The 23,386-nt window shown below is 47.0% G+C and carries 18 protein-coding genes; 10 read left to right on the forward strand and 8 right to left on the reverse strand.

The window, feature by feature from the left end; all coding sequences use genetic code 11:
- Positions 1–423 precede the first annotated feature (423 nt).
- On the reverse strand, positions 424–669 hold the full coding sequence (locus R7Q46_RS15185; protein WP_005374689.1) for a DUF3297 family protein: 246 nt from the start codon (positions 667–669) through the stop codon (positions 424–426).
- 266 nt (positions 670–935) lie between these two features.
- Here R7Q46_RS15185 and R7Q46_RS15190 point away from each other — a divergent pair, with 266 nt between their 5' ends.
- The 5 genes from R7Q46_RS15190 to R7Q46_RS15210 are packed head-to-tail and all read left to right on the forward strand — an operon-like array spanning position 936 to position 5,807.
- Complete coding sequence (locus R7Q46_RS15190) at positions 936–2,108, forward strand: glycosyltransferase (protein ID WP_318077586.1); 1,173 nt, start codon at positions 936–938, stop codon at positions 2,106–2,108.
- An 8-nt stretch (positions 2,109–2,116) separates the two neighbouring features.
- Positions 2,117–3,067, forward strand: a complete 951-nt coding sequence (locus tag R7Q46_RS15195) for a glycosyltransferase family 2 protein (protein ID WP_318077587.1) — start codon at positions 2,117–2,119, stop codon at positions 3,065–3,067.
- On the forward strand, positions 3,054–3,431 hold the full coding sequence (locus tag R7Q46_RS15200; protein ID WP_025520528.1) for a GtrA family protein: 378 nt from the start codon (positions 3,054–3,056) through the stop codon (positions 3,429–3,431). Before R7Q46_RS15195 ends, R7Q46_RS15200 begins: the two co-directional genes overlap by 14 nt.
- A 13-nt stretch (positions 3,432–3,444) precedes the next feature.
- Positions 3,445–4,161 (forward strand): class I SAM-dependent methyltransferase, encoded by a 717-nt coding sequence (locus R7Q46_RS15205; RefSeq protein ID WP_005383495.1) that lies wholly within the window; start codon positions 3,445–3,447, stop codon positions 4,159–4,161.
- Complete coding sequence (locus tag R7Q46_RS15210; RefSeq protein WP_213901546.1) at positions 4,158–5,807, forward strand: glycosyltransferase family 39 protein; 1,650 nt, start codon at positions 4,158–4,160, stop codon at positions 5,805–5,807. Before R7Q46_RS15205 ends, R7Q46_RS15210 begins: the two co-directional genes overlap by 4 nt.
- A gap of 29 nt (positions 5,808–5,836) precedes the next feature.
- Here the strand turns inward: R7Q46_RS15210 and R7Q46_RS15215 are convergent, their stop codons facing one another.
- The gene (locus R7Q46_RS15215; RefSeq protein WP_318077588.1) at positions 5,837–7,828 is read right to left on the reverse strand and encodes a U32 family peptidase; all 1,992 of its coding nucleotides are present in this window, start codon (positions 7,826–7,828) and stop codon (positions 5,837–5,839) included.
- Between the two features lie 227 nt (positions 7,829–8,055).
- Here R7Q46_RS15215 and R7Q46_RS15220 point away from each other — a divergent pair, with 227 nt between their 5' ends.
- Positions 8,056–8,502: a DUF302 domain-containing protein gene (locus tag R7Q46_RS15220; protein WP_005383492.1), complete on the forward strand. Its 447-nt coding sequence runs from the start codon at positions 8,056–8,058 to the stop codon at positions 8,500–8,502.
- A gap of 96 nt (positions 8,503–8,598) precedes the next feature.
- Here the strand turns inward: R7Q46_RS15220 and ptsG are convergent, their stop codons facing one another.
- On the reverse strand, positions 8,599–10,041 hold the full coding sequence (ptsG, locus tag R7Q46_RS15225) for a glucose-specific PTS transporter subunit IIBC (protein ID WP_012842409.1): 1,443 nt from the start codon (positions 10,039–10,041) through the stop codon (positions 8,599–8,601).
- A 265-nt stretch (positions 10,042–10,306) separates the two neighbouring features.
- On the opposite strand from ptsG, the gene R7Q46_RS15230 reads away from it, so the two are divergent.
- Genes R7Q46_RS15230 through R7Q46_RS15240 form a run of 3 tightly spaced genes read left to right on the forward strand, consistent with a single transcriptional unit; the run spans position 10,307 to position 13,681 of the window.
- Positions 10,307–11,014, forward strand: coding sequence for a response regulator (locus R7Q46_RS15230; protein ID WP_005383484.1), 708 nt, complete (start codon positions 10,307–10,309; stop codon positions 11,012–11,014).
- Positions 11,004–12,434, forward strand: a complete 1,431-nt coding sequence (locus tag R7Q46_RS15235; RefSeq protein ID WP_318077589.1) for a HAMP domain-containing sensor histidine kinase — start codon at positions 11,004–11,006, stop codon at positions 12,432–12,434. The genes R7Q46_RS15230 and R7Q46_RS15235 overlap by 11 nt, the downstream gene beginning before the upstream one ends.
- 2 nt (positions 12,435–12,436) lie before the next feature.
- Entirely contained in the window at positions 12,437–13,681 is a 1,245-nt protein-coding gene (locus R7Q46_RS15240) for an ABC transporter substrate-binding protein (RefSeq protein WP_318077590.1), read from the forward strand.
- A gap of 73 nt (positions 13,682–13,754) precedes the next feature.
- Here R7Q46_RS15240 and R7Q46_RS15245 read toward each other — a convergent pair whose 3' ends face one another.
- The 5 genes from R7Q46_RS15245 to R7Q46_RS15265 are packed head-to-tail and all read right to left on the reverse strand — an operon-like array spanning position 13,755 to position 21,003.
- Positions 13,755–14,957 (reverse strand): type III PLP-dependent enzyme, encoded by a 1,203-nt coding sequence (locus R7Q46_RS15245; protein ID WP_318077591.1) that lies wholly within the window; start codon positions 14,955–14,957, stop codon positions 13,755–13,757.
- A complete protein-coding gene (locus R7Q46_RS15250; protein WP_318077592.1) occupies positions 14,950–16,779 on the reverse strand; it encodes an IucA/IucC family protein in 1,830 nt (609 codons plus the stop codon). The genes R7Q46_RS15245 and R7Q46_RS15250 overlap by 8 nt, the downstream gene beginning before the upstream one ends.
- Positions 16,751–17,956: an MFS transporter gene (locus tag R7Q46_RS15255; protein ID WP_318077593.1), complete on the reverse strand. Its 1,206-nt coding sequence runs from the start codon at positions 17,954–17,956 to the stop codon at positions 16,751–16,753. The genes R7Q46_RS15250 and R7Q46_RS15255 overlap by 29 nt, the downstream gene beginning before the upstream one ends.
- Before the next feature lie 6 nt (positions 17,957–17,962).
- Positions 17,963–19,795 carry an IucA/IucC family protein gene (locus R7Q46_RS15260; protein ID WP_318077594.1) on the reverse strand — a complete coding sequence of 611 codons (1,833 nt, stop codon included), beginning with the start codon at positions 19,793–19,795 and terminating at the stop codon, positions 17,963–17,965.
- The gene (locus R7Q46_RS15265; protein ID WP_062730892.1) at positions 19,792–21,003 is read right to left on the reverse strand and encodes an ATP-grasp domain-containing protein; all 1,212 of its coding nucleotides are present in this window, start codon (positions 21,001–21,003) and stop codon (positions 19,792–19,794) included. The genes R7Q46_RS15260 and R7Q46_RS15265 overlap by 4 nt, the downstream gene beginning before the upstream one ends.
- A gap of 250 nt (positions 21,004–21,253) precedes the next feature.
- Between R7Q46_RS15265 and R7Q46_RS15270 the strand changes: the two genes are divergently transcribed.
- The gene (locus R7Q46_RS15270) at positions 21,254–23,290 is read left to right on the forward strand and encodes a TonB-dependent receptor (RefSeq protein ID WP_025768678.1); all 2,037 of its coding nucleotides are present in this window, start codon (positions 21,254–21,256) and stop codon (positions 23,288–23,290) included.
- Positions 23,291–23,386 lie beyond the last annotated feature (96 nt).

Genomic DNA, 23,386 nt, shown 5'->3' on the forward strand with positions numbered 1-23,386 from the left:
GAAACTTTAGACAACAATCAGATAAAAACAGCGATTTACATCGAGTTTAGGGTCTGTTGACCTTTCGAGCTGATTTTTGCAGCGAATTGTTGGGTATTTGTGCAAGGCAGAAGCTTTGATGTGTAGTTAGCCTACATAAAAAAGCTGATAACGCAGTAGAAATGACCAACAAACGCTGTCCAAAGGGTTCGGCTAAAATCGTTCTATGCTTTGTTAAGGAGTATTTACTTAGAATGCTAGGCTACACACTCCTTGCCTCGCCTAAAACGATTTTATCTCGAACAAAACTTAATCTCGAAAGATAAACAGACCCTACTTTGTACTGAAAAGAAGAGGGAAGAGATTAAATGAGGAAGGGATATGACAGGCATTAAAAAAGCCCGAGTCAAACTCGAGCTTTCAAATATATTCAGCGTGGTCAGCTTACACGTAGTACGCTTCAACTTCGCCTTTAAGCTTGATTAGCATTGGGTTACCGAAACGGTCTTTTGCTTTAGGAGAAGCAATTTTTACCCAACCTTCGCTGATGCAGTATTCTTCTACGTCAGTACGCTCTTGGCCGTTGATACGAATACCGATTTGGTGCTCGAAGCATTCTTTGATGAAGAATGGGCTACGTGGGTTACCCGCTAGGCGATCTGGTAGAGCTGGTTTAGCTGTATCTGTCATTTTGTTTGACCTTGAAGTCATTAAAAAAAGTGCGTCATTGTAGTCAGTGCAAGGCGAGTGTTCAAGGATTGTGACTGGTTTTAATGGACCGAACTGCAATAAAGCCCTGATTTTTATCTATCTCCTTTTGCTCTTTCGGTGAGCCCTTTTAAAACTAATTCAATCATTATCTTTTTATCATTTTGATTCTCTTACTAGTAAACAGTTTCTCAGGTTCTCGTTGTTTATACTATGGTTATTAGGTGCGATAAGTATTAGGAAAACAAATGGAACTTATGATCTTAGCTATCGCTAGATTTCGAAGTGATCAAAAAGAAGCAATGAGTAAAAACTTCGTCAATTTAGCGCAGTGCTTAACTGAGAATGGACATCATGTTGTCACTGTTTCTCCGACTGAGTTTCGTTCTCATATTAAGGTTGAACAACATACCTTTCGTAATGAGAGTCGATATGAATCTCTGTTTGAGGGGCTGATGAATCTAATTTACTTATGTAGAGAGCTCAACAGGCTGCTCGAGAAAACCAACAGTGCGAAGGTTAACCTACACATTGCTACGCCTGTAGAACTATTGGTGGTTTTTTTCTTTTTAAAATCTCGATATCAAAAGCAGACGACTTTATCCATTTGGCAGTCATATTTGACCTTAGACGAGGTCCGTAATAACAAGCATTATTTTTTTCGGAATTGGTTTAAGTATTTACATTTACTTCTATTTAATTCGTTTATCAGTGCGCCTTTATACAAGAGTTTGTTAGACAATTTTTGTCAAGCGATTGTGCACAGTAACTACCAGAAATTTCAGTTATCTTCTCTGTCTCATTTGCCAGTCTATTTCATTCAAAATGGGGTTTTTTCTGAGCACTTTTCGCGACCTAACCCTGCAGAGAAGACACAAAGAATGTCTTTACTTTATATCGGGCATTCTAAGCCATCAAAAGGCGTTGACGCTTTAATTGAATTGGCTGCAATACTAAAGAAGCGAGAATGTATCGATTTTGATCTAACGCTCTGTCTCAGTGGCTTCGGCGACCAAGCAAATATAGAGAAACTTGTTTCTAAACATGAGCTACATCACCAAATAGAATTTAAAGAGAGCATTGATATTTCAGTTGAGATGGCGAGTGCAGATTTGTTGATTTTACCACTAAGGACATGTGTCGGAACGAGCCTAACACCTAACCTAATCGTGGAGGCGGTATCTTGCGGATTACCGATTGCGATTCCTGATTTCGAGCAATTATCGGATGTCATTCAATTTGGTTCTAATGCCATTGAAATTGATCTGGATGATTTAGAAGCGAGTGCAAGTGCGATAGAGAACGGTTTTAAGTTAGGTCAACTTGACCAGATGTCTAGAAATCAAATAGAGCAGTTTAAAATTCGTTTTACGTTAGAAAGTTTTGTGTCTGGCTATGCGCGAACACTCGGCCTTGGGTAGGAGGGAGTATGGATAAAATTAGCTTTATCGCTCCGTGTTTTAATGAAGAGTCTGTCATCGAGGAGTATTACTCGCGTTTGTGCGAAATTGCTAAGCAATACGATCAGTATTTGTTTGAGTTTGTTGTAGTTAATGATTCTAGTGTTGATAAAAGTGCAGTAATTTTAGACAAGCTGGCTATGGCGGATGAACGATTAGTGATCGTGCATCTTGCTGCGAATGTTGGGCAGCAAACCGCTTTGTTTGCTGGAATCGAAGCTGCAACTGGAGATATTAATATTACCATTGATATTGATCTTCAAGATCCCCCAGAAGTTATTACACAGTTCTTGGAAGAGATCGATAAAGGCTTTGATATCGTCCATGCCCAACGCTTGTCGAGACGAAATGAAACCGCTTTTAAGCTAATTAGTGCAAAATTGTTTTACCGCTTTTTATCCCTTACTTCTCCCGCTAATTTAATTGAAGATTGCGGTGATTTTCGAGCATTTACGAAGCCAGTTAGAGAGGCCATTTCATGTTACCGAGAGAAACACAAATACTTGAGGGGTATTTTTGCCATTATCGGATTTAATCAAACCATTATTCAATATGAACGTGATGGTAGACATGCAGGAGAAACGAAGTATTCACTTACTAAGATGTTTGCTTTAGCGTCAGACGCGGTACTTAATTTTTCCCGCTTTCCTATTCAACTGATGTTTGTTATCTCAACATTGATGTGGTCACTTGGCTTGTTATATCTCACCAAAGCACTAGTAAGTAAGTTCGTTTTTGGCACAACTGTCGATGGTTGGACATCAATCATCTTTTTCCAAGTCTTTTTCTCAGGGATTTTATTGTTCTTTATTGCCTTAATCGGTTCTTATGTCGGGCGAATTTTCGAGCAAGGTCAAGACCGACCCGATTACATTATTCGTTACACAAGGAATATAAAGAGTAGCGATGAAGATAGTTAAGTTTGGTTCAGTGGGTATCATGAATACTCTGGTCAGTTACCTCGTTTTTTGTGTGCTTATTTATTTTGATGTCTATTATTTGACATCTTCTGTTTTGTCTTTTTTAGTGGGTTCTGCCTTTAGTTACATCATGAACTCAAGATATACGTTTTCTGTTTGTGCAAATGTAAGAAGCTTTTTTAAATTCATCACCATAACGGCAGGATCATTGTTCTTGAGTGTTTTACTGCTTTATATCTTTAAAAGTATTGTAGGCATTCATGTTCTCATTTCGCAGATTTTGGTCGTGTTGATTCGTTTCCCAATTGTATATCTATTAATGAAACGCATCGTCTTTAATCAAGCTCATTTGTTTCAGCGCTGAAAAGAGGTGACTTATGAAAACGAATCGGCAAGAAAAACAAGATTTCTACAGTGATTCTGAAACGGTGAAAAAGTATGAAGATCTACGTTTTTCAAATGTTGGTGGACAATTTGTACATCAGTCTGAAGTGTCTTTGTTTTCACAGTTTCTTAATATCTGCTCCTTGCGAGAGTCAATTCTAGATGTACCCTGTGGCACGGGAAGAATGCTTCCAACTATTACGGCGTCTGGCTTTCAACAGGTTTATGCGGCAGATTACTCTGATGAGATGCTCGCAGTTTGTTACGAGAACCCTTTGCTCCAAAAAACACATTTTTCTAAACAAGACATCTATTCAACGACATATCCGGAGCAGCAGTTTTCAGTAGTATTATCTAGTCGTTTTCTGTTTCATTGCGATGATCAAGATCGGTTGTTTGCAGAGTTTGAACGGTTAATTGCACCAGAAGGATATCTTATTTTTGATAGCCTAAGGTGGTCTCCGCGAACTTGGACCCGACTTTTTTCGGAACAGCTAGGAGGAGATGTTTACACCAATAGCACATCTAGTATTTACAAGCTGGCAGATGCACACGGTTTCGAGGTTATAGACTCTCAAGTGATTCTGCTCTTTCCTAGCTTTGTCTATAACTTTATTCCAGGCATTTTAATGCGCCCGTTGATATGGCTTGAGTCAATTTGGCCGAGTTTGCTCAAAACGAAACAAGTTTGGATACTTAAGAAGCGATGAGTGAAGCAAGAGTTAGATGGCTACTTGGGATTAACTTAAGTCTGTTATTCGGTTTTTATGTTTACATCATATTCAATCTCGCGCTCGTTAATGATGATTACATGGCGCTTTATACCACATGGTTAATGAGCGTTGGGAAACGGCCGAATCTTGACTTCAATGTTGATAGCTATACTTTGCTTTTTGATTGGATGACGCCAGTTTACTTTTTCTTTGGCGAACGATTCGAGCTTATTTACGTTTTTCGTTCGTTTTTTGTTTTGTTTTTGTTGGCGATAGGTTGGCAAGTCTATGTGCTTCTTCGCCAAATATTTACAGTCAATATTGCACTCACTACGTTGTTATTGCTCTTTGCCTCTTCTGCGATGGTGATGCGTGGCATTGACCTTCGTCCTGACCTCGTTATTCTTTTTCTTTGGTTACAAATAATCATTGTGTTGTATGTGTGCCCAGGAAGTGATGCTCATAAATTGTTTTGGGTGGGGTTATTATTCGGGCTTGCGATACTCTTTAAATTTAAGGCGATTTTGATTGGCGTAGTGATTGGGCTCTTCGGGCTTATTCGGCTAATTCAAAAGCGCTCCGTACGTGACTTTGTCTTGGATGTCAGTGCGCTTTTGTTAGGCATTATCTCTTGCGTAGCTTTGTTTGTTGCGACCGTTGGAATCTCTTCACTTGAACTGTTTTTGTACACGACGTTTGATTTATTTCTGTATTCGACATCGCATGTTAGTGATGCAAACTCTCTGAAGGTTGATGTACTGATACAGTACTTTTTACATGATATTGTTTATTGGCTGTTTGCTCTCATAGGAGTGGGAATATGTGTCGGTAAGTGGAAAGTACTGTCGTTTAAGCAAACTCAGTTTTTGATAGCTTTGGTTATATTAGCTGTGTTGTCGGTTTTGGCTAACCCCCACTATCACGCATATAACTTGGTCACACTTTACCCTTTGCTTGCGATATTTGTTGCGTTTTCAATCCAGTACGTTGTTTCATCTACTCGGGAGTGGTCGAAAGGAACGGTTGCCACTTGTATCGTACTATTCTTGATTGTGATTGCTCGTATCATCCACTATCCGGTACAGCATAATAATCAGCACCAAATCGCACTACACACATTCATAGAAAGGCACACGCAAGTTGACGAGGCGGTCTTTGCCTATGAAGGAATAGGTCTTTTTCGTCCATCGACTTATCATTGGCGAACATCTGCCATCAAGATAAACAACTACTATCGGGGTCAGTATGACGTTTGGCAGGAAATTCGTGCAGTAAAGCCGATACTCATCGTCGAAAGTTATCGAATTCCTGATTGGTTATTAGAGGAGGACCGTGATGCTCTTCGGCAACACTATGTATCTATTGCTCCGTTTATTCTGGCTCTTGGGTTAAAAACACAATCTAGTGTTCGAGGCGATTTACTGCGCTCGGGTTGGTACGTGCTTGAGAGTGATCGCTTGAACCGTTGCTTTATTGATGGTGTTGGTGTGTCTGTCGGAGAGAAGATATGGCTCAACTCCGGAGCGTATACACTGATGTCCCAAGATGGTACTTGTACTCTTCATTGGTATTTTTCTCATCTTGGCATTGAGGCGCTCAGGCAAAGCAATCCTGAGAGTTCCCCCTATTTGTTTGGCCCTTAGCAAAAGTTGTAGAACCTAGTTTTGTTCCCCTATAACCCCTTTAAATACTGCGCGTTGGCTGTTGGTTGAATCATGGCATTCAGCGTTTGGACGGCTTGTTCACTGTGATCTTCAAGTAGAGCTAAGAACGCGTCAATCAACTCAGGTTTGCTTGCTGAGACTTTCGTTTCGGTCTGGATATCACGCAGATCGATCAACACATCGGTAAACAATTGCGGCAGATCGTGCAGCACTTGCAGGTTCAATACGTTGTGCTCGCTGTAGATTGAATTGTGGCTGCCTTTTTGTTTTTGTACCACGTAAGGATTGTCTTTTAAGTTGATGATAGACGTGCGTTTATCACAGCGTTTCAAACAACCTTTGTTGACCTTCACCTTACGGCATCCTTCGGTTTGTTGGAACAAACATTGGCGGCTCGTGAGTAGGGTATTTGGATGATAAATGCTGTAGAAGCTGCGCATGTTTTTCGGACGCTTGATATGGCGTATCTGCTTCATATTCAGCTCGTTAGAAACAAACGCGCCACTTGCTGCGAACTCGTCTTGAAGGCATTTAAACGCGTATGAGTTCACCGTGTTCATTTGTAGGCCTGCCACCCAGCCTAAGCCGAGCTCTTTTGCGATCATGCTGACGCCTGAGTTGTTGGTGATCGACAACTCAGGTTGGATGGTTTCCAAAAATACGCGCGCGGCTTGGTAGTCTTCGCCAATCAAAATGGCAGGGAACCAAGGTTTGAGCATTGGGTTGGCTTGGAACAATTCAATCATCGCGCTCAGTTCACCAGACAATCCCATTGGCAACTGATAGTAAACATCAATGTCGCGGTATTCGCACAGCATGGCTTCTTGTGCTGACGAGATCAGAACCGATAATTTTGGCGCACCTTGGCGAGGTTCTGGTTGAGGTAACGCTGGCAGAGTTGGCACATCAATCGACCCTTTCAAGCTGTTGCCGGATACTTGTGTTGAAGTGACATCGAACGACTTGGTTTGCTCTGCCACTTTCTCAATGATCGCGGTTTTGTCATCGTACAGTTTCTTTTTCACCGCTTGCACATCATCAGCAGACTGGCATTGATAAACCTTCGAAAAATGCTTTACAGCGTGGTCGCGCGGGTTGTCGATGTACATCGCCTTGCCGAAATCACCTTGCAAAAATGCGTTAGAGAAATCGCGGTTGAACACCGTGTATAACTCGGTGGTGTCTTCAGAGAGTTCCAAACCCTCGCACAAGCGATCGATTTGCTGACGCCAATTGTCGACCACTGTATAGACGTAGTGCGATTTCTTGATTCGCCCTTCCACTTTTAATGAATACACGCCAGCATCGGCAAGCGCTTTCAAGTCCCCAAAGGCGGAGTTGTCTTTCATATTGAGTGGGTAGTTGTTGCCCGTTTTGGTCGTTTCGTACTGTTCGCGACAAGGTTGGCTGCAGCGTCCACGGTTACCTGATGCACCATTGCGAGCGGAACTGATATAGCAAATTCCGGAGAATCCGATGCAGTATGAGCCGTGGACAAACACTTCCATCATTACGTTGTGCTCGCGACCAAATTGCGCCAGATGTTTGATCTCATTGATGTTAAGTTCGCGAGATAGATTTACTCGGCTTGCGGTGAGCTGGTTGAGAAAGAGGATCTGGCCTTCGTTATGCGTGTTCAGTTGTGTTGAAGCGTGCACATCCAAATCGGGAAAGTGATGTTTGAGAATGTAGGCCAGACCGAGATCTTGCACGATCACGCCATCGATTTTGGTGGTGTTCAGTTGGCTGAGTAAGCGAACAATCGCTGGAATTTCACTTTCTAAAATCAGCACATTCAACGTTAGGAAAATCTTACAGCTGTGCTGATGGGCTAACGTTAACACGCCATTTAAGTTATCTAAGGTGAGGTTGGTCGCTCGGTTACGAGCATTGAAGCGGTCGAGCCCACAGTAAATTGCATCGGCGCCAGCGGCAATGGCGGCTTTGATGGAATCTAAATCACCACCGGGTGCTAATAACTCAAATTGATCGCGTGTCACTACTTTTCTCTTTCTTACTAAAATAGGCTGCAAATGTTACGTATTTCACGCTTTTGATGCTCGGCTAGTTAATGCTTTATTAATCTGAATCAATTAATCCGTGTTACACGGTCGACTCTTGAGTGGGTAGAGTGCAATTCGCGATAGTGGGATCTGACTTCTATAGTTTTCCTACACTTGGTTTTTCTATATCTAGTTTTCGACTCAGAGAGAGGAAGGGACGACAAATGAAAAAAGTAATCATCGGGTTGGTCGTGGCGTTGACGTCATTGAGTGCGTTGGCTGGTGAGGGTGTGGTAACCGTTGCGAGCACGCATTCAGCAAAAGATACGGCGGATAAATTTGTCGCTATCGCGCAAGAAAAAGGGTTGAACGTCTTTGCGCGCATTAACCATCAAGAGAATGCCACGAAAGTCGATATGACGTTGCGACCAACCGAAGTTATCGTGTTTGGAAACCCTAAAGTGGGCACGCCACTGATGATCTGTGCGCAGGAAGTGGCGCTCGATTTACCCCAAAAAGTGTTGGTGTATGAAGATGCTGAAGGCAAAACGTGGTTAGCTTATAACGATCCTATGTATTTAAAGCAGCGCCATCATATTGAAGGCTGTGACGAGGTATTGAACAAAATCAGCGGGGTGCTGGGCAATTTAACCAACGCGGCGGCGAAGTAGGGCTGGTTATTGGCTTCGCTTTTTTTACTCCGAAAACGAAAAAGCCAACCTCACAAGGAGGTTGGCAAATCTTACCTAAACTGGGGGTAAATAAGATCAGGAGGCAGCGAGTACGCTGTGCACTTCTGACTTAATTGAGTCAGACTGCGTACCGAAAATCGCTTGTAAACTGTCGCCAATCACTAACACATCTCGCGCGCCAAGTGCTTTTAGCTTAGCAACATCAACGTTAGCGATGTCTTTCACCGAGACACGTAGACGAGTGATACACGCATCGACTGACTTGATATTGGCTTTGCCGCCCAATGCAGCTACTACATCCACAGCAATTTCATCAGGTTGTCCGGCAATCTTCACTTCTGCAATGTCGGTTTCACGGCCCGGCGTTTTCAGATCCAACTTCACAATTAGGAAGCGGAACAAGCCATAGTACAACGTCGCCCAGATTGGACCGATGATGATGAACATCCACGCGTTGGTCGACATTGGGTAGTAAAGGAAGAACTGGATCGCGCCGTGCGCAAAGTCCGTACTGTGTTTGATTTCCAAAAATGCGGTGATCGCAAACGCAATACCGGTGAGGAAAATATGGATCACGTACAGCACTGGCGCGACGAATAAGAAGGTAAATTCGATTGGCTCTGTGATACCAGTCAACCAAGAGGTCAACGCCGCAGACATCATCAAACCGCCGACGATTTTCTTACGCTCTGGAGACGCGCAGTGGTAAATCGCCAGTGCCGCTGCGGGTAGCGCCCACATGGAGTACATAAAGCCACCAGACAGATAACCTGCGGTTTTATCGCCTGCGAAGAAGCGAGTGAGCTCACCGGTAAACTCTTTGCCTGTTTCTGGGTCTACATAGCTGCCGACTTCAAAGAAGAACGGCGCATTCCAGATGTGGTGCAAACCAACCGGGAGTAAAGAACGTTCGCCCGCGCCGTAAACCGCCCACGCAAGTACAGGGTTTTGGTACGCTGCCCAATGAGAGAATGCATCAAGAAGTTGTCCGACAGGTGGCCATGCAAACGCGAGAATCGCACCAACGACGATCGCCGATAAACCGGTGACAATGGGCACAAATCGCTTACCCGCGAAGAAGCCCAAATATTCCGGCAGTTTGATGTTGTAGAAGCGGTTGTACATGATTGCCGCGACCGCACCGATAAAGATGCCGCCAAACACCCCGGTTTGTAGCGTCTCAACGCCCATGATGGTGGCGTCAGTTTCTAGGCCGCGCAGACCAGTCACGATACCGAGCGATGCGTTCATAATAATTAGGCCAACTAAGCCAGCGAGCGCAGCGGCACCGTCATTGCCTTTTGATAACCCGAGCGCCACACCGACCGCAAACATCAACTGCATGTTGCCGAACACGCCTTCACCGGCGGCGAGCATCACTTTGTTGACCGCGTCTGGAATAAACGCAAAGCCCGCGTTACCAATACCCAGCATCAAGCCGGCCACTGGTAACACCGCCACAGGCAGCATCAACGACCGCCCTATTTTTTGTAGTTGTCCAAATATACTTGCAAACATGGTTTCCTCCTGACGAATGCCAGTGTTGTAGGACCTGATTCCTTCAGGTCATGTTGTTTCACGTAAGGTCAGGATGATCATAGCGAGCAAGGCGGCGCCTAAGGTTACAAAAGGCAATCAGTTTGTAAGTGACCGCTTACAAATCTCTTACACCGAGAAGTGAAAATTGTAATCGGCTCGATTGTGAATGTGCGTTTAAGAATGCATCATATTGGCCAGCGCCAAACTCAGGGGCAGGCACAGGGACGGACACAGGGAAAGTAGGATGGAAAACAAGCAGATACTGGTCGTCGATGACAACCTCGACCTTCGCGAAGCATTGTCAGATTACCTTGGTCGCGCAGGGTTTGAAGTGCTTTGCGCGGAAAACGGCGGCGTGATGTGGCAACTGCTCAACGATCACCATCCTGATTTAATCATCCTCGATATTATGATGCCCGGTGAAGACGGCTTTACCCTGTGCCAGAAACTGCGCAAAAATTCCGATATCCCGATCATCATGCTGACCGCCGTCACTGAAGAAGCCGACCGAGTCGCAGGGCTAGAAATGGGCGCTGACGACTACATCACCAAATCATTCAGTCCGCGTGAACTGCTCGCGCGCATCAAAACGATTCTGAGACGCAGCCAATCGACCGCCAATAGCAAACTGACGCGTAAAGTGCGTTTTGACGATTGGTTATTAGATACCGTAACCCGGCAACTGACCCACGTCGCCAGCCGCGAAGTTAAGCAACTGAGTGGCGCGGATTTGTCGCTGCTCGGTTTGTTCGTCAACCACGCGCAATCAATATTGTCTCGCGATGACATTGCGCGCGAGATCTGGGGACGTGATGCCGACCCGTTTGAACGCGGCATCGACGTGCAGATCAGCCGCTTGCGTCATCACCTTGAAGATAAAGACCGTTCGCTGATCCTAACGGTGCGCAACAAAGGCTACATGCTGACCACGGACGTGCATTATGAGAATTAAGCGCTGGACGGGATCACTGGTCGTTCGCACCAGTGTGTTCCTGTTGCTGGTGATCATTCTGGCGCAGGTATTATCCGGGATTATCTGGTATCAACACGCCAGCGAACGCGATAAAGAGGGCCTGACCACCACAGTCAAAAGCTTAGCATTGAGCGCTTCTTCCACCATTGCTTTCTTTCAAACCCTCCCTTCTGAATATCGCCACTTGGTGCTCAATCAGCTACGCAACATAGGTGGTACGCGCTTTTTCGTCTCACTCAACAATCACCAGATTGACGTCGACCCGCTGCCAGAGAGCGAGCGCAAAACGTTGGTCATCAACCAAGTTCGTGAAGTATTAGAAAGCGAGCTGAGCGGCATTCCTAATATCGAGGTGGAATTCACCCAGCGCGACAAACTCAAAGTGTTCAACAACGAGCTACCTATCGACGAACTGCCGCTATTGTGGGCGCATTATTCGCTTTCGTTTGGTGACCTCAATCCGCCTATTCTGGTGATGCAGGTCGAAGTCGCACAGAACGAATGGTTTTATCTCGCGGCGGTGCTACCCGCGCCTTACATCAACCTAGAGACTAACTATTTTGAGCTGCGCCAATGGCTGACGCTATTGGTGTCCGCGCTAATGCTGTTGCTGTGTACCTGGTTTATCGTTCGCAAAGAAATTCAACCAATTCGAGAGCTGGCAAAAGCCGCAACCCTGATGTCGAGCCGATTAGACGTGCCCGAAGTCTCTGAGCGAGGCAGTAACGAGCTGAAAGCGGCGGTCCGTGCGTTTAACAAAATGAATCGACGCATCGACAGCCACATTAAAGACCGCGAGATGCTGTTCAGCGCCATCTCCCACGATCTGAAAACGCCAATAGCCTGCCTAAAACTGCGGGCGGAAATGCTGGATGACGACGCCGACCGAGAACGCTTTATCCGCCTGAGTAACGACCTAGATTTGATGGTCAAAGGCGCATTGCAATGCATTAAAGAGACCGATATCCACGAGGAAATCGAGCCGATCAATTTCACCCAACTGATTCAGCACATTTCCTCCAATATCGCCGATGCGCCGGACACAATTCGCATCCACGGTGAAATCCGCACCCACTTTGCTGGTAAACCGTTAGCGATTAAGCGCTGCATTCAGAATCTGGTCGATAACGCGCTCAAATACGGCCATCAAGCGGACATTACGCTGAGTGAAAGCCCAGAGTCGATCCAGATTGAAATTGAAGATCACGGTGACGGTGTTGACGATTTATTACTTGAAAAGCTCTGCCAGCCATACTTCCGCGCTAGCAACGATAAAGAAGGCAGCGGGCTGGGGTTAACCATTTCACAGAGTATTGCAAAGGCTCATGGCGGCAACTTGTTGCTGAGCCATTCTCAGTTTGGCGGCCTCTGCGCCACACTGACTTTCCCGAGAGACTGACTATGAACAAACTGGCATTCTTGTTCCCACTGTTGCTCGCCCCTTGCGTCGCTCGCGCTGAGTCGCCACAAGGGGTAGAGTTTTTACATTGGTGGACTTCTGACGGCGAGCAGCAAGCGCTGCAAACACTTAAAGCTCAGCTAAAACAGCACGATATAGAGCTGCTGCAAAGCCCGGTGTTAGGCGGTGGTGGAGACAGTGCGATGACGGTACTGCAAGCTCGCGCGCTGGCGGGCAATCCACCAAGCTTCGCGCAAATCGAAGGGCCAAGTATTAAAGCATGGGATGCCATCGGTATTTTGCACAACGTCAACGCAGTTGCCGATGAGCAGCGCTGGGACGAGGTGCTCTACCCGCTATCTATTGAAATCAACAAAACACAAAACGGCTACATCGCCCTGCCACTTACGCTGCACCGTTTGAACTGGCTGTGGGTCAACCACAAGCTGCTTAAACAACTGAATCTATCCGCGCCGAAAAACTGGCAAGAGATGTTCGCCGCCATGGAGCTTGCGAAGCAAAATGGCATTGTACCGATCGCGGTCGGTGAGCAGCCGTGGCAAGTCGCCCAACTTTTCGAGAACTTAGTGATCTCCACTGGCAGCGTTGAGTTCTACACCAATGCGATGGTCAAACTAGAACGCGACAGCATCGACAGCGACACCCTGCGCCAAGCGTTGACGCAATTTCGTCGCCTCAGTTTGTTGATCGACAACCAATTACCCGACAGTAAGTGGGATACCGCTACCCAAGCGTTAGCCGACGGTCAAGCGCTGTTTCAAATCGGCGGTGATTGGATTTTGGGTGAGCTGCTCGCCAATCAAGTCTCGGTTCCGCAAGAGGTCGGCTGTTACCCAACGCCTGACAGCGATGGTGTATTCCTCTACAACATGGACAGTTTGGTGTTTATGTCGAGCAAGTCGTTTTCTGCCGAGGCGGCTCAGCAAACCGCAAGCGCGCTGGCAGACGTCGAGTTTCAAGCTAAGTTCAATAAGGTAAAAGGCTCGATTCCGGTACGCACTGATATCGACATCAGCGATTTTAATCCGTGTCAGATCCAGTCATATCAAGACTTTCACTACGGCGTTAAACACAACCTCGCTGTGCCGAGTATGATTGATTCGATGGCGGTCAATCCGGTTGCCCAGCAAGCGATAAACTCGGAAATCTTCCGTTTTTACCGCAATCCCAAGATGGAACCCGACGAGCTGATAAAACGCATTATTGCTATTTCGCAAAGCGGTTAATGGCAATGAATTTGTGCCGAGTGGAATAAAAAAGCCCCAATGATTGGGGCTTGAATGAAGCGAAGTATGCCGTTTAGAAATAGTGGAAGATCGGCGGTTCATGCATCAAGAAGTTTTGATGGGAGATGTTCCACGCATAGGCGCCCGCTAAGGTAAACACAACATAATCACCAATATCGACGTGGGCGACGTGTTGATTGCGTGCCAGCACATCTTTGGGCGTACAAAGCTGGCCGACAAAGGTCGCTTGTGCATGCTGAATTGGGTGAGAAATCTCATGGTGTTGCTCGCTTTTCAGGATGACGAATGGATGGTCATGACTCTGCGCTGCTGGCGTGCGGAAGTGGTGAGTTCCCCCGCGTGCGATGACAAAGTTTTCGCCAAGATTTTGCTTAATATCGAGCACTTCCATCACGTAATAACCGCATGCCGCCGTGATGAACCGTCCGCATTCAAAACGCAGTGTCCAATCTTGCACTTGCTCTTTGGCGATGAGGAATTCCAACTTGTCGCAAAACTCCATCCACGGAAAGTGTTGCTCAGGGTTTTGGTAGTTAATCCCCATGCCTCCACCCAAGTTGATCATCAGCTCACCGAGTTCAAACTCTTGTTGCCACGCTTTCACGACTTGGAAATAGCGCTGCATTAACGCTAAGTGACGTTCAACATCGAGCTGATGCGACATCAAGTGAAAATGGAATCCTTTGAGTGACACTTGCGGGAAATCGCGCAGCAACATCAAAGTATTGCTCAGCTCGGACTCGTCAAAACCAAAAGGGGTCGGCTTGCCGCCCATCGCCAACTTGCTGAGCGTGATGTCGCCGATATTAATGTTCATACGCAAAAAGATCGAAGCAGGGCGGTTGAGGCGCTCGGTTAGTGCTCCAATGCGTTGTAGCTCGGTGAGGCTTTCGACATGAATTGCATCAACATCAAGCTCAATCGCTTGTTGCAATTCACTTGGCATTTTTCCTGGGCCACCGAAGATCAATGGCTTATCGAGTTGTTGCTGGTGGAGGTGTGCCAGTTCCCCGCCAGATGCCGCTTCAAAACCATCGACATACGGCGCGAGCGTTTTGAGAACAGGGCCTGATGGATTGGCTTTGGCTGCGTAAAATAGCTCGACATTTTTCGGCAAAACGTGACGCAGTTGTTTGATGTGTTCTTCTAAGGCGTTTAGGTCATACACGTACGCGCACAAGGGTTGATTTTGCTGCTGTGCGAGCGTGTGAACTTGCTGGCTAACGCGTGTCGGTAGAGAGAGTGAATTAGACATGTTGCGCTCCTTTTTCGTGTTGCTGCCAAGGCGCGGCGACTTGGGTATAGCCCGACTCCTTATCGGCTTTTTGCATCAAACGCGTGGTGAAATTATTTTTGCTTGGGAAGTGACCGCCATTTAGCAACGTTTCTAGTTCCGGCTGTTTTCCATTCACTGATTGCCAATGCACAATGGCACTTTGCACCGCATTCCACAGCGTTTGCTCTAGTGGCTCATCACCTTCTGCGATGAAGAAAATCGCTTCGCTGATGTTGTTGATAAAGGTGCAGTATCCGATGCGATTCCAGCCTTGTTCGCGACTGTAGTAAACCGATTGTCGTGCGCGTTCAGACAAGTCAGTTAATGTTTCTGCTGGCCAGAACTCCGGCAGTAATTTAGTGCCTTCCAAATCACGAATCCAAACACAACACGGCATCTCTTGTTCAAAGCCAATCAAGGTGTTTTGCAAATGCGGCTCAAACGCCACCCCGTGTTTGAAGTAGTAGTTAAACACACCTGGAATTAGGCAATGCAAATAGCGTTCAAACCACAGTGTCGCGATGTCGGAATAGCGATTTTGCGTTGTACGCGCTTTGTTTTTAAGGCGTTGAGCAATGCAACTGTTGCCGTTTTTGTCGTAAGCAAACAGAGCGCCAGCGAGGGTTGGTTTTAAGATATCGACTTCGCTCAACGAGAAATTTTCGCGATACAAAATCCCAAACGATTCGCGCGCTTTGGTGTTGTCATCCCAATTACGCTCAGCGACACTTTCTAGATTCAATGTGGTGGCGTATGGCTCTGTCATCACTTTAAATACGGGGTTGTGCAGCTGTTCGTTTTCTCGAATTGGTTTAAGAATCGACGTGAGCTGCACGGCGCTGTCGAGTTCGTACCACGCGTTTTTGCGCACGCAATTGGTTAATCGTACGTTGATGGAGAATTTCGCAAACCAATCCATATCTGGGTGGTAGAGGGTACGAACTGAAGAGGTCGGCTGCATCTTTTCACCACCTAAACCCAGTGGCGTGATCTTGCCTTGTTCAATGGCACGCTTCACGCTTGGGTTGCTCAAAATGGTGTAGCTTTCCCAAGGATGGCAAGGGTAGAGGGTCTTCCCATTGCTGGTGGCGTGTTGTGGCGCGAGCTGTTGTAGCATGTGCTGAGCAGGGTTAGCTTCTCCGTCGGAACTCAGCACATCAAGTAAGGACGTATCCACTTCAAACCAGTACAACGGGACTTGCGCGCCGACTTCTGGAGAAAACGCCAAGAGATCATCCATGGTGACGCCCGAACGACTTTTCGGGGTCGGATGGAAAGTATGCCCCCAAATCAGAGACTGTTCCGAAGCGATAAACTCGTTGTGATGCGATTTGGGCGCGACGTTGAGAAACTGCTCGGTAACCAGCACGCTATTTTCTAGTTGTTCGATCAGCTCATGGTTAAACGGGATCGCCAACACCTGCTTGAGATAGTTAAGCAAAAGCGTAAGAGTTTGCGTGGCATCCAATTTCGCCCAACCAGATCCCGGCATTTTCGCCCACGGCAGTTCTGCCAATTTGATTTTGCCCAGTTTGCTCGCGTAGTGAATCGGCAAAACCAGCACGCCATTTTGTTGAGAAAGATGAACGGCTACCCGCTGCTTGGCGGAATAGTTGCGTTTTAACGTTTGGGGTAGCGATGTCGATTGGTAGTGCCATTCCACTTGTTGATTCGGTAGCGCAAATTCACGTAAGTAACAATTAAGAACACCCATTATCGTGTTGAGTTGGGCCTTCTCCCGATTGAGCTGCACATCATGCGCGCGCAACTCGCTAGTCTGAGAGGATTGAGTTTGTAACATGTTGATTTCCAAATTTTGAATGGAGAACCAGCGCGATCAAGGTGATTACGCTGACTATCGCAGAAAGTAGGAAAGGAACCTCAAGTAGCCCCAAGCTAGAAATGAAAGAAGCGCAAAATCCCGCTGCCACGCCCCCCCATTTGGACATGGCATCAAAGCGAGAAAATACTTTGCCACTGAGTTTGCGATCCAGATTGCTCGCAAGATGCTGATGCAATCCGTGATAACAACACACCATCGCGATGCCGAAGATAATTCTCGCAGCAATGAGTGCGGTTTCGGATGCAATCAAATGCAAGGCAGAGCTCACGGCAAGCAATGCAAACCCAAGCCACAACGTGCGCAGCGGTTGATGGCGATTCAGCCCATCTGACAACACGTGGATTTTGCCTGCCAGCAACAGATAGACACCATGCGGCAGTGCGTACAAAAAACCGATCCATGCGTGGTGAGTGATGCCATATTGCTGCACAAACGGCGAGAAATAAGGAAAGGTCACCACCATAGAAAACGCAAACCCGAACTGAGCAAAGAAGATCCAACGAATGGCATGCATTGCGTTTTTCTGTGCAACCGGTTTTTCTTGCTGAGGTTCTGAGTTTGGCTTTTCGAGGTTTTGGTCGGCGGGTTTATCCACTGGCAGTGTTAGCGTGATGCCCATAGCAATCAAAGGCAAAACGCATAACCAAAGGTACGCGTTGAGCGGGTTGGTCTCTGACAAGCTCCAGCCGAGCCCAATAGGCGCAACGATCAGCGCCAAGCGAGCAGATAGCTGGGTTTTATTGAGTGACTTGCCGAGTGTTTTGGCTTCTTTAATTTGACTAGATAAGTAGCTGTTCGAGGCGGCCATGGTGCCGCCAAAGGTTCCTTGAACAATAAGACCAAACACAAACATGGCGAGGTTGTCTGCAAAGCCGCACAGCGCAAACCCTGCTGCAAGGCCAAGTTGCGCGCGCAAGAGTGAGCGGCGGCGACCGTAGCGATCAGCAAAGTTGCCCCAAAATCGCGCCGCCAACGCAGTACAAAACGTGGGTAGGATAAACAATACCCCTGCCCAGTCTGCATCAATGCTTGCGCCTAACGTTGGCAACACGACGGGTAGAAATAGCGGCATACCTAACGCGGCAAACGCAGCGATAAAGTGGCACAACAACACGCTGTAGATGAGTTTGGTCATAATCGTTTAACGTACGCTTTTTTTGATGGCTTCTAAGTAGGCGCGTTGCGCTTCTTTGCTAGAAAGCAGCAAGAAGTTCGGAGCCGACAAACCATAGAACTTATTGATGTCACTCGCGCCGGAGGCTTCTTTCGAGAGCAAACTGCCAGAGCTCAACAAGTATTTGGCGTACAAATCAGGTGCTTCTTGCAGTAACTCGCGTGCCAGTTTTGTCTCTAACCCTCCGCTTTCTAGTCGGTTGAGTTGCTCTGCAATGCTTTTGGCCACGATGGCGTAAAGCGATGCTGAAGAGGCAATGCCCTTCGCTGCCATGGCTTCTACAATCGCTGCGATATCCAGTTGTAATGTGATGGTGGTAAACATCTGACCGAGCGCCAATTCATTGTCGACTTTGATGCGTTGATCGAGCAGTTCATCGCAATCCACTGGAAGTAGTTTTGCGCCGTGTTTTTGGGCAGCATGCTCTGTTGCAACGTGGAAGCGCTCTGGCCAAATTCGCGCCGCGTCGTTGTCTTTCATCGCGAGCGTCATTTTGCCCTGTTGATCAAATGCAATGATGGCGTTTTGCTGGTTGGACTCCAATGCGATGCCATAACGAAGCCACAAGGTGAGGTGCACTTGGCATAATAGATCGACGTAATCTTGGAACCACGCCAGCGTATCTTGTTGATAGTAATGTTCTGCCAAATGTTCTAAGAACAAGCGGTCGTCAGGCATTGGGCTTGCTAGTGCTGCAACCGGAACTAACGCTTTGTCTTCGCAATGAGTAAGTGGGTACTCACGTACGATGTACGCGAAGGTTTTATCCTCGCCGATGTGTCCACCGTGTTTTTCGTTGCAATGGAACAAGCGACTGTTTAAATCGGCGTCCGTTTGTTCAAGGTGGCTGAGTAGGCGTTCAAACCAGTGGCCGTCATACAGTGTTGAAGGCTTGATTAAGCGAATATTTTTCGTGCCTAGCGATCGCATGATCAGCGGAACCTTGATGTGAATGTGCGGTGCCTCGTTGACGACCACAGTACGAACGGAAAGCGTCGGCGTCACGTCTAGATACGTTAAAGGCGCTTCTATCACACCTTCGGGTAAGGCTTCTAAAGATCGCAGGGTGAGCGGATGTGCAGGGAACAGAACGTGGCTCAGTGCAAAATCAGCAGGAAGCCCCACTTGCTCCATGGTTGGCCAGCAATCAGGTTGTCCGCTGGTTAATGTCACCAGTGATTTTTCAATCGCAATCCAATGCAGAGCAAAGCTTTGTGCGAACTCGGGCGCGTACTTAGCAAGGTCTTCATCGCTCAGACCAAACTTCGCCCGCGCAGTTGGATAGTACGGATGGTCAAGGTAAGAAGCGATCTGGTCGGCTAGCAGCAGCTTTTTATGCCAAGAACCAAGCTCGGATATTGGTTGAGAAATGTGGTCTGCGTGATGATGAAACGCTTGGTCACACAGCGCTTTGTGTTTCTCTGCACATTCCAGTTCTTGAAGGTATCCCGCCAGCAACTCGTGAGAGCTCTCGTGCGCCAGTGTCGTTAGTAGCGCAATCCACTCTTTGTAATGCTGTTGATGCTCGACTTGGCCATTTTTCTCCACCCACCAACCTTGTGGTGTTTCGTCATTGGAGTGACCGTAGCGCCAGTGCTGCATGTAATACGTTGGCGCAACGGGTAAATACAACGTGAAATCAGAGTTGGCAAATATCAGCCAGACTTGCTCGTCTTGAGGAACAATTACCCCTTTTGGCGCGTCGCTACTGAACTTGGCCTTCGACAAAATGCCAAACATGTCTTCGCGCAAGCAAGTGTCGATCAATCGTTGCGTTAGATACAAAGCGTTGTCATTCATGCTGCCACCTCACGAGTCGGAGCGAGATCGAAATTGCTAAGCGCGTTCTGCAGCGCTTGGTCGAGGTTTCGCCCTGATGGTGAGACAATCGAAATTCGGGCGAGATAATCCTTATTGGAATAACTCTGTTGGAAGTGTTCTCCAGCGGTTTTTAGTACCTGTTGCTGGGTGATGATATCGTCATCGTGTTGGATGAACGACGTCGAACCTCCGTCAATCACACCACAGTGTTCTGCAACTACGTAGTGCACGTGCGCTGACCCGTGAATTTGGTAATCGCCGTCCAATCTTCGACCCAGATGCAGACCCAAAATCGTGCTAAACCAGCCGAAGTGAGCGAGATTGTTGAGCAAGAATTCGCGGCCATCTCCAATACTGCGGTAGTTGATTTCCACCAGAACTGGGCCGTTTTCCGTGATGATAAATTCGCTGTGGCAAACTCCAAAACCAACGCCGAACGCTTTCAGTTGAGCCAAGCAAGCTTCTCGGTGAGCAATGCCGTTTGGTCCGTTCCAGTCTGCGGCGGTTTCGATAAAGTAAGGCGGCTCAGAGAGCGACACATCAAAACCGCCCACGGCGATAAGTTGGTTACCGTCTCCTAAAGTTTCGAGCGTAACCAACGGTCCTTGAAGAAACTGCTCCACCAGAATGGCGGCGTTTGGGTGCTTTTGCCAAAACGCCTCGCAGTAAGCATCGAGCTCGCTTTGGGAGTCACAGCGCTGTACATCTAAACTTGCCACGCCTTCTTTGGGTTTTGCTACGACAGGGAAGGCCATGCCTAATGCCGCATTCGAATGGCGGTGCAGCAAACAGCTTTGTGTGTTGGGTAGGGCTTTTTCATTTAACACTTGTCGAGTTAAGTGTTTGTTTTTGGCCTTTAACGTGACAGACCAATCTTTGGATGGGAGGCCAAAAAATTGCGCGCAGATGGCGGTGGAAGTTTGTAAGTGATCACTATTGCTAAAAATAGCGTCTGGCTTTAATTCATGCTCCGTGATGGTTTCGATGAGTTCTAATGGGTTGAAGACATCACATTCTAGAATGGTATCCGGATTAAAGTGACTATCACGACTCGCCAGCTCTAAATGGCTGAGCTTATGGTCGGTGATAAGAACGACGTGAAGGTCCATCGCTTTAGCTGCAGGCACGAAGCCGTGAGTGACTGCATCGTTAACGACATGACTTACGATAATCATCGTAGATTTCATGAGCTTTCCTAATTTTCTAACATTTTCTTCTAACGTTGATAAAGTCGCTCACGGTCGTCTTCCAATGTGCCTCTCGCGAGACGGAGGGCAGAAGTTTTAGTATTTATTGTTATGATGTTTGGTTTTTTTTGTTGTTAGTTGTGTTTTTAGGGTAAATAAATATAGAGCATAAAATTAATATTGCAAATAGAAATAATATTTGTTCTTATTTCCATCCGTTGGCTTTATAACAACTAAACGGAATTATGGAATGAATAAATTATTGACCCTGACCCCCTTGGCGGTCGCGATTGGTTCTTCACTAGTAGCACCAAGCGCAGTGGCTTCAGAAGAGACGAACTCAACCTCATCAGCAACTGAAACGATTCAAGTCTTCGGGCATCAGTACGAAGGTTATGCTGAACACATGCCTCAATCAGGCACCAAAACCGATGTGGAATGGCTTGATGTGCCACAAGCGGTATCCGTAGTAACGAAAACAGAAATGCAAGACCGAGGCGCGGTGCGCTTAGTGGATGCGCTAGATGGGGTAGCCGGGGTCAATAACACCTTGGGCGAAGGCAGCCGCGATCAGTTCATGATACGTGGTTTTGATTCACTCAACGATATGTACCGTGATGGCTTGCGAGATGACGGTACGTTGCAGTCTTACCGCAGCTTAGCGAACGTTGAACGCGTTGAAATTGTGAAAGGCCCTGCGGGTGCTTTGTATGGCCGTGGTTCGGCTGGGGGCATCATCAACTTGGTGACGAAACGCGCTAACGGTGAGAATTTTACTCACGTAAACGGTAGTGTAGGCAGCAACAACCAGTATGTTGGTCAGGTCGACAGCTCAATGGCGTTTACAGATAAGGTCAACGGGCGTATTAACTTGGAATACCGTCAAGCCGACTCGTACGTTGATCATGTTGATTCAAACGATTTCTTCATTGCACCGACCATTCGTGTGTTACCAGCGGAAGGTCACACCATTGATATTGACGTGGAATACGCCCATCAAGAACTAGTGCCGTATCGTGGTGTGCCATCAAAAAATGGCAAGCCAGTTGATTTGCCAGTAAGCACTTACTTTGGCGGCACAAACGACTATCAGGAGTCAGACAGTCTCCGTATTGCGGTGGATTACGAATGGCGTCTGAATGATCAATGGGTATGGAACAACCGAGCGGCGTTCAACCATATCGAACTTGAGCAAAAAGGCACGCGTCAGGGCAAAGTGACGGGTAATGAAGTGTCTCAAACCGTCAACAACTTTGGTTACGATCCACGTACTACGACCACTTTACAATCTGAGTTGGTTTGGGAAACCAGGGACAATCAATTGATGGTGGGTGCAGATTTCAACCAGATCGATATCGACCTAACGTTGGCAAGTGACAAAACGCTTCCTCCGCAAAATATCTACGACCCAGTCGTTGGTCCAACGCCTGATCCGGGCTTTAAGCCATTTCGTGACAATACCACCACCACGACAGGTTTGTATGTGCAAGACGTCTATACGTGGGGTGACCTTTCTTTGATCGGTAACGTGCGTTACGACTCGATGGAACTCGAACAACAAAAAGCGGGCTCAGATAAGGAAAAATTGGATGATGACAAAGTCAGCTACCGTGCTGGTTTGGTATACCGCATCAATTCCGACACATCCGTATACGCCAGTTTAGCGCGCTCTTGGCAGTTACCGTACGCTGGTATCTACATCAATCCAAAATTGGCGGAATTCTTCCACACCGACTTAAAAGAGGTGGGTGCGAAAGCGTACCTTTTGGATAACGCATTAATGTTGAATGCGGCACTGTTCCAGATTGATCAAGAGCAACCACAAACTAACGTGGACGGCGATGTGATCGATAAAATTGAAGTGCGTCACCAAGGCATTGAATTAGAGGCTCGCGGCCAAATCACCAAACAGTGGGACATCTCTGTTGGTTACAGCTACTTAGATGCGGAAGACAAAGCCACAGGCAAAAAGCCTAACGATGTATCAGACCACTTGTTCTCTCTTTGGAGCACTTACCAATTGGATGACAACTGGCGTTTAGGCGGTGGTGTGAAGTACGTGGGCGACCGTTACGCAGGTAACGACGAAGCCGTCGCACTTGGCGATTACACAACGGTGGATTTGATGGCGGCGTACACCACTGGTCGTCACAAAATCCAAGCGAACGCTTACAACATTTTGGATGAGAAATACATTCTTGGCGCAACAAACGGCACGTCTGGCTTAAACCAGATTGGCTACGGCGCACCAGCCGAGTTCATGCTCAGCTACGGATATCAGTTCTAGGCTTTTTGTGCGTAGTTAGCGCCTGTTAGCCGATTTTTTCCTCATATTGAGGATGTTTAGCCCCGAGAGCCTACGGGATGTATTCTGCCCGAGGCT

Source organism: Vibrio sp. 811 (assembly GCF_033339195.1).

Excerpts from the sequence above, each read along its gene's own strand:
- R7Q46_RS15185 (WP_005374689.1), bottom strand. The coding sequence starts at position 669 with ATGACAGATACAGCTAAACCAGCTCTACCAGATCGCCTAGCGGGTAAC.
- R7Q46_RS15190 (WP_318077586.1), top strand. The coding sequence starts at position 936 with ATGGAACTTATGATCTTAGCTATCGCTAGATTTCGAAGTGATCAAAAA.
- R7Q46_RS15195 (WP_318077587.1), top strand. The coding sequence starts at position 2,117 with ATGGATAAAATTAGCTTTATCGCTCCGTGTTTTAATGAAGAGTCTGTC.
- R7Q46_RS15200 (WP_025520528.1), top strand. The coding sequence starts at position 3,054 with ATGAAGATAGTTAAGTTTGGTTCAGTGGGTATCATGAATACTCTGGTC.
- R7Q46_RS15205 (WP_005383495.1), top strand. The coding sequence starts at position 3,445 with ATGAAAACGAATCGGCAAGAAAAACAAGATTTCTACAGTGATTCTGAA.
- R7Q46_RS15210 (WP_213901546.1), top strand. The coding sequence starts at position 4,158 with ATGAGTGAAGCAAGAGTTAGATGGCTACTTGGGATTAACTTAAGTCTG.
- R7Q46_RS15220 (WP_005383492.1), top strand. The coding sequence starts at position 8,056 with ATGAAAAAAGTAATCATCGGGTTGGTCGTGGCGTTGACGTCATTGAGT.
- ptsG (WP_012842409.1), bottom strand. The coding sequence starts at position 10,041 with ATGTTTGCAAGTATATTTGGACAACTACAAAAAATAGGGCGGTCGTTG.
- R7Q46_RS15230 (WP_005383484.1), top strand. The coding sequence starts at position 10,307 with ATGGAAAACAAGCAGATACTGGTCGTCGATGACAACCTCGACCTTCGC.
- R7Q46_RS15235 (WP_318077589.1), top strand. The coding sequence starts at position 11,004 with ATGAGAATTAAGCGCTGGACGGGATCACTGGTCGTTCGCACCAGTGTG.
- R7Q46_RS15240 (WP_318077590.1), top strand. The coding sequence starts at position 12,437 with ATGAACAAACTGGCATTCTTGTTCCCACTGTTGCTCGCCCCTTGCGTC.
- R7Q46_RS15245 (WP_318077591.1), bottom strand. The coding sequence starts at position 14,957 with ATGTCTAATTCACTCTCTCTACCGACACGCGTTAGCCAGCAAGTTCAC.
- R7Q46_RS15250 (WP_318077592.1), bottom strand. The coding sequence starts at position 16,779 with ATGTTACAAACTCAATCCTCTCAGACTAGCGAGTTGCGCGCGCATGAT.
- R7Q46_RS15255 (WP_318077593.1), bottom strand. The coding sequence starts at position 17,956 with ATGACCAAACTCATCTACAGCGTGTTGTTGTGCCACTTTATCGCTGCG.
- R7Q46_RS15260 (WP_318077594.1), bottom strand. The coding sequence starts at position 19,795 with ATGAATGACAACGCTTTGTATCTAACGCAACGATTGATCGACACTTGC.
- R7Q46_RS15265 (WP_062730892.1), bottom strand. The coding sequence starts at position 21,003 with ATGAAATCTACGATGATTATCGTAAGTCATGTCGTTAACGATGCAGTC.
- R7Q46_RS15270 (WP_025768678.1), top strand. The coding sequence starts at position 21,254 with ATGAATAAATTATTGACCCTGACCCCCTTGGCGGTCGCGATTGGTTCT.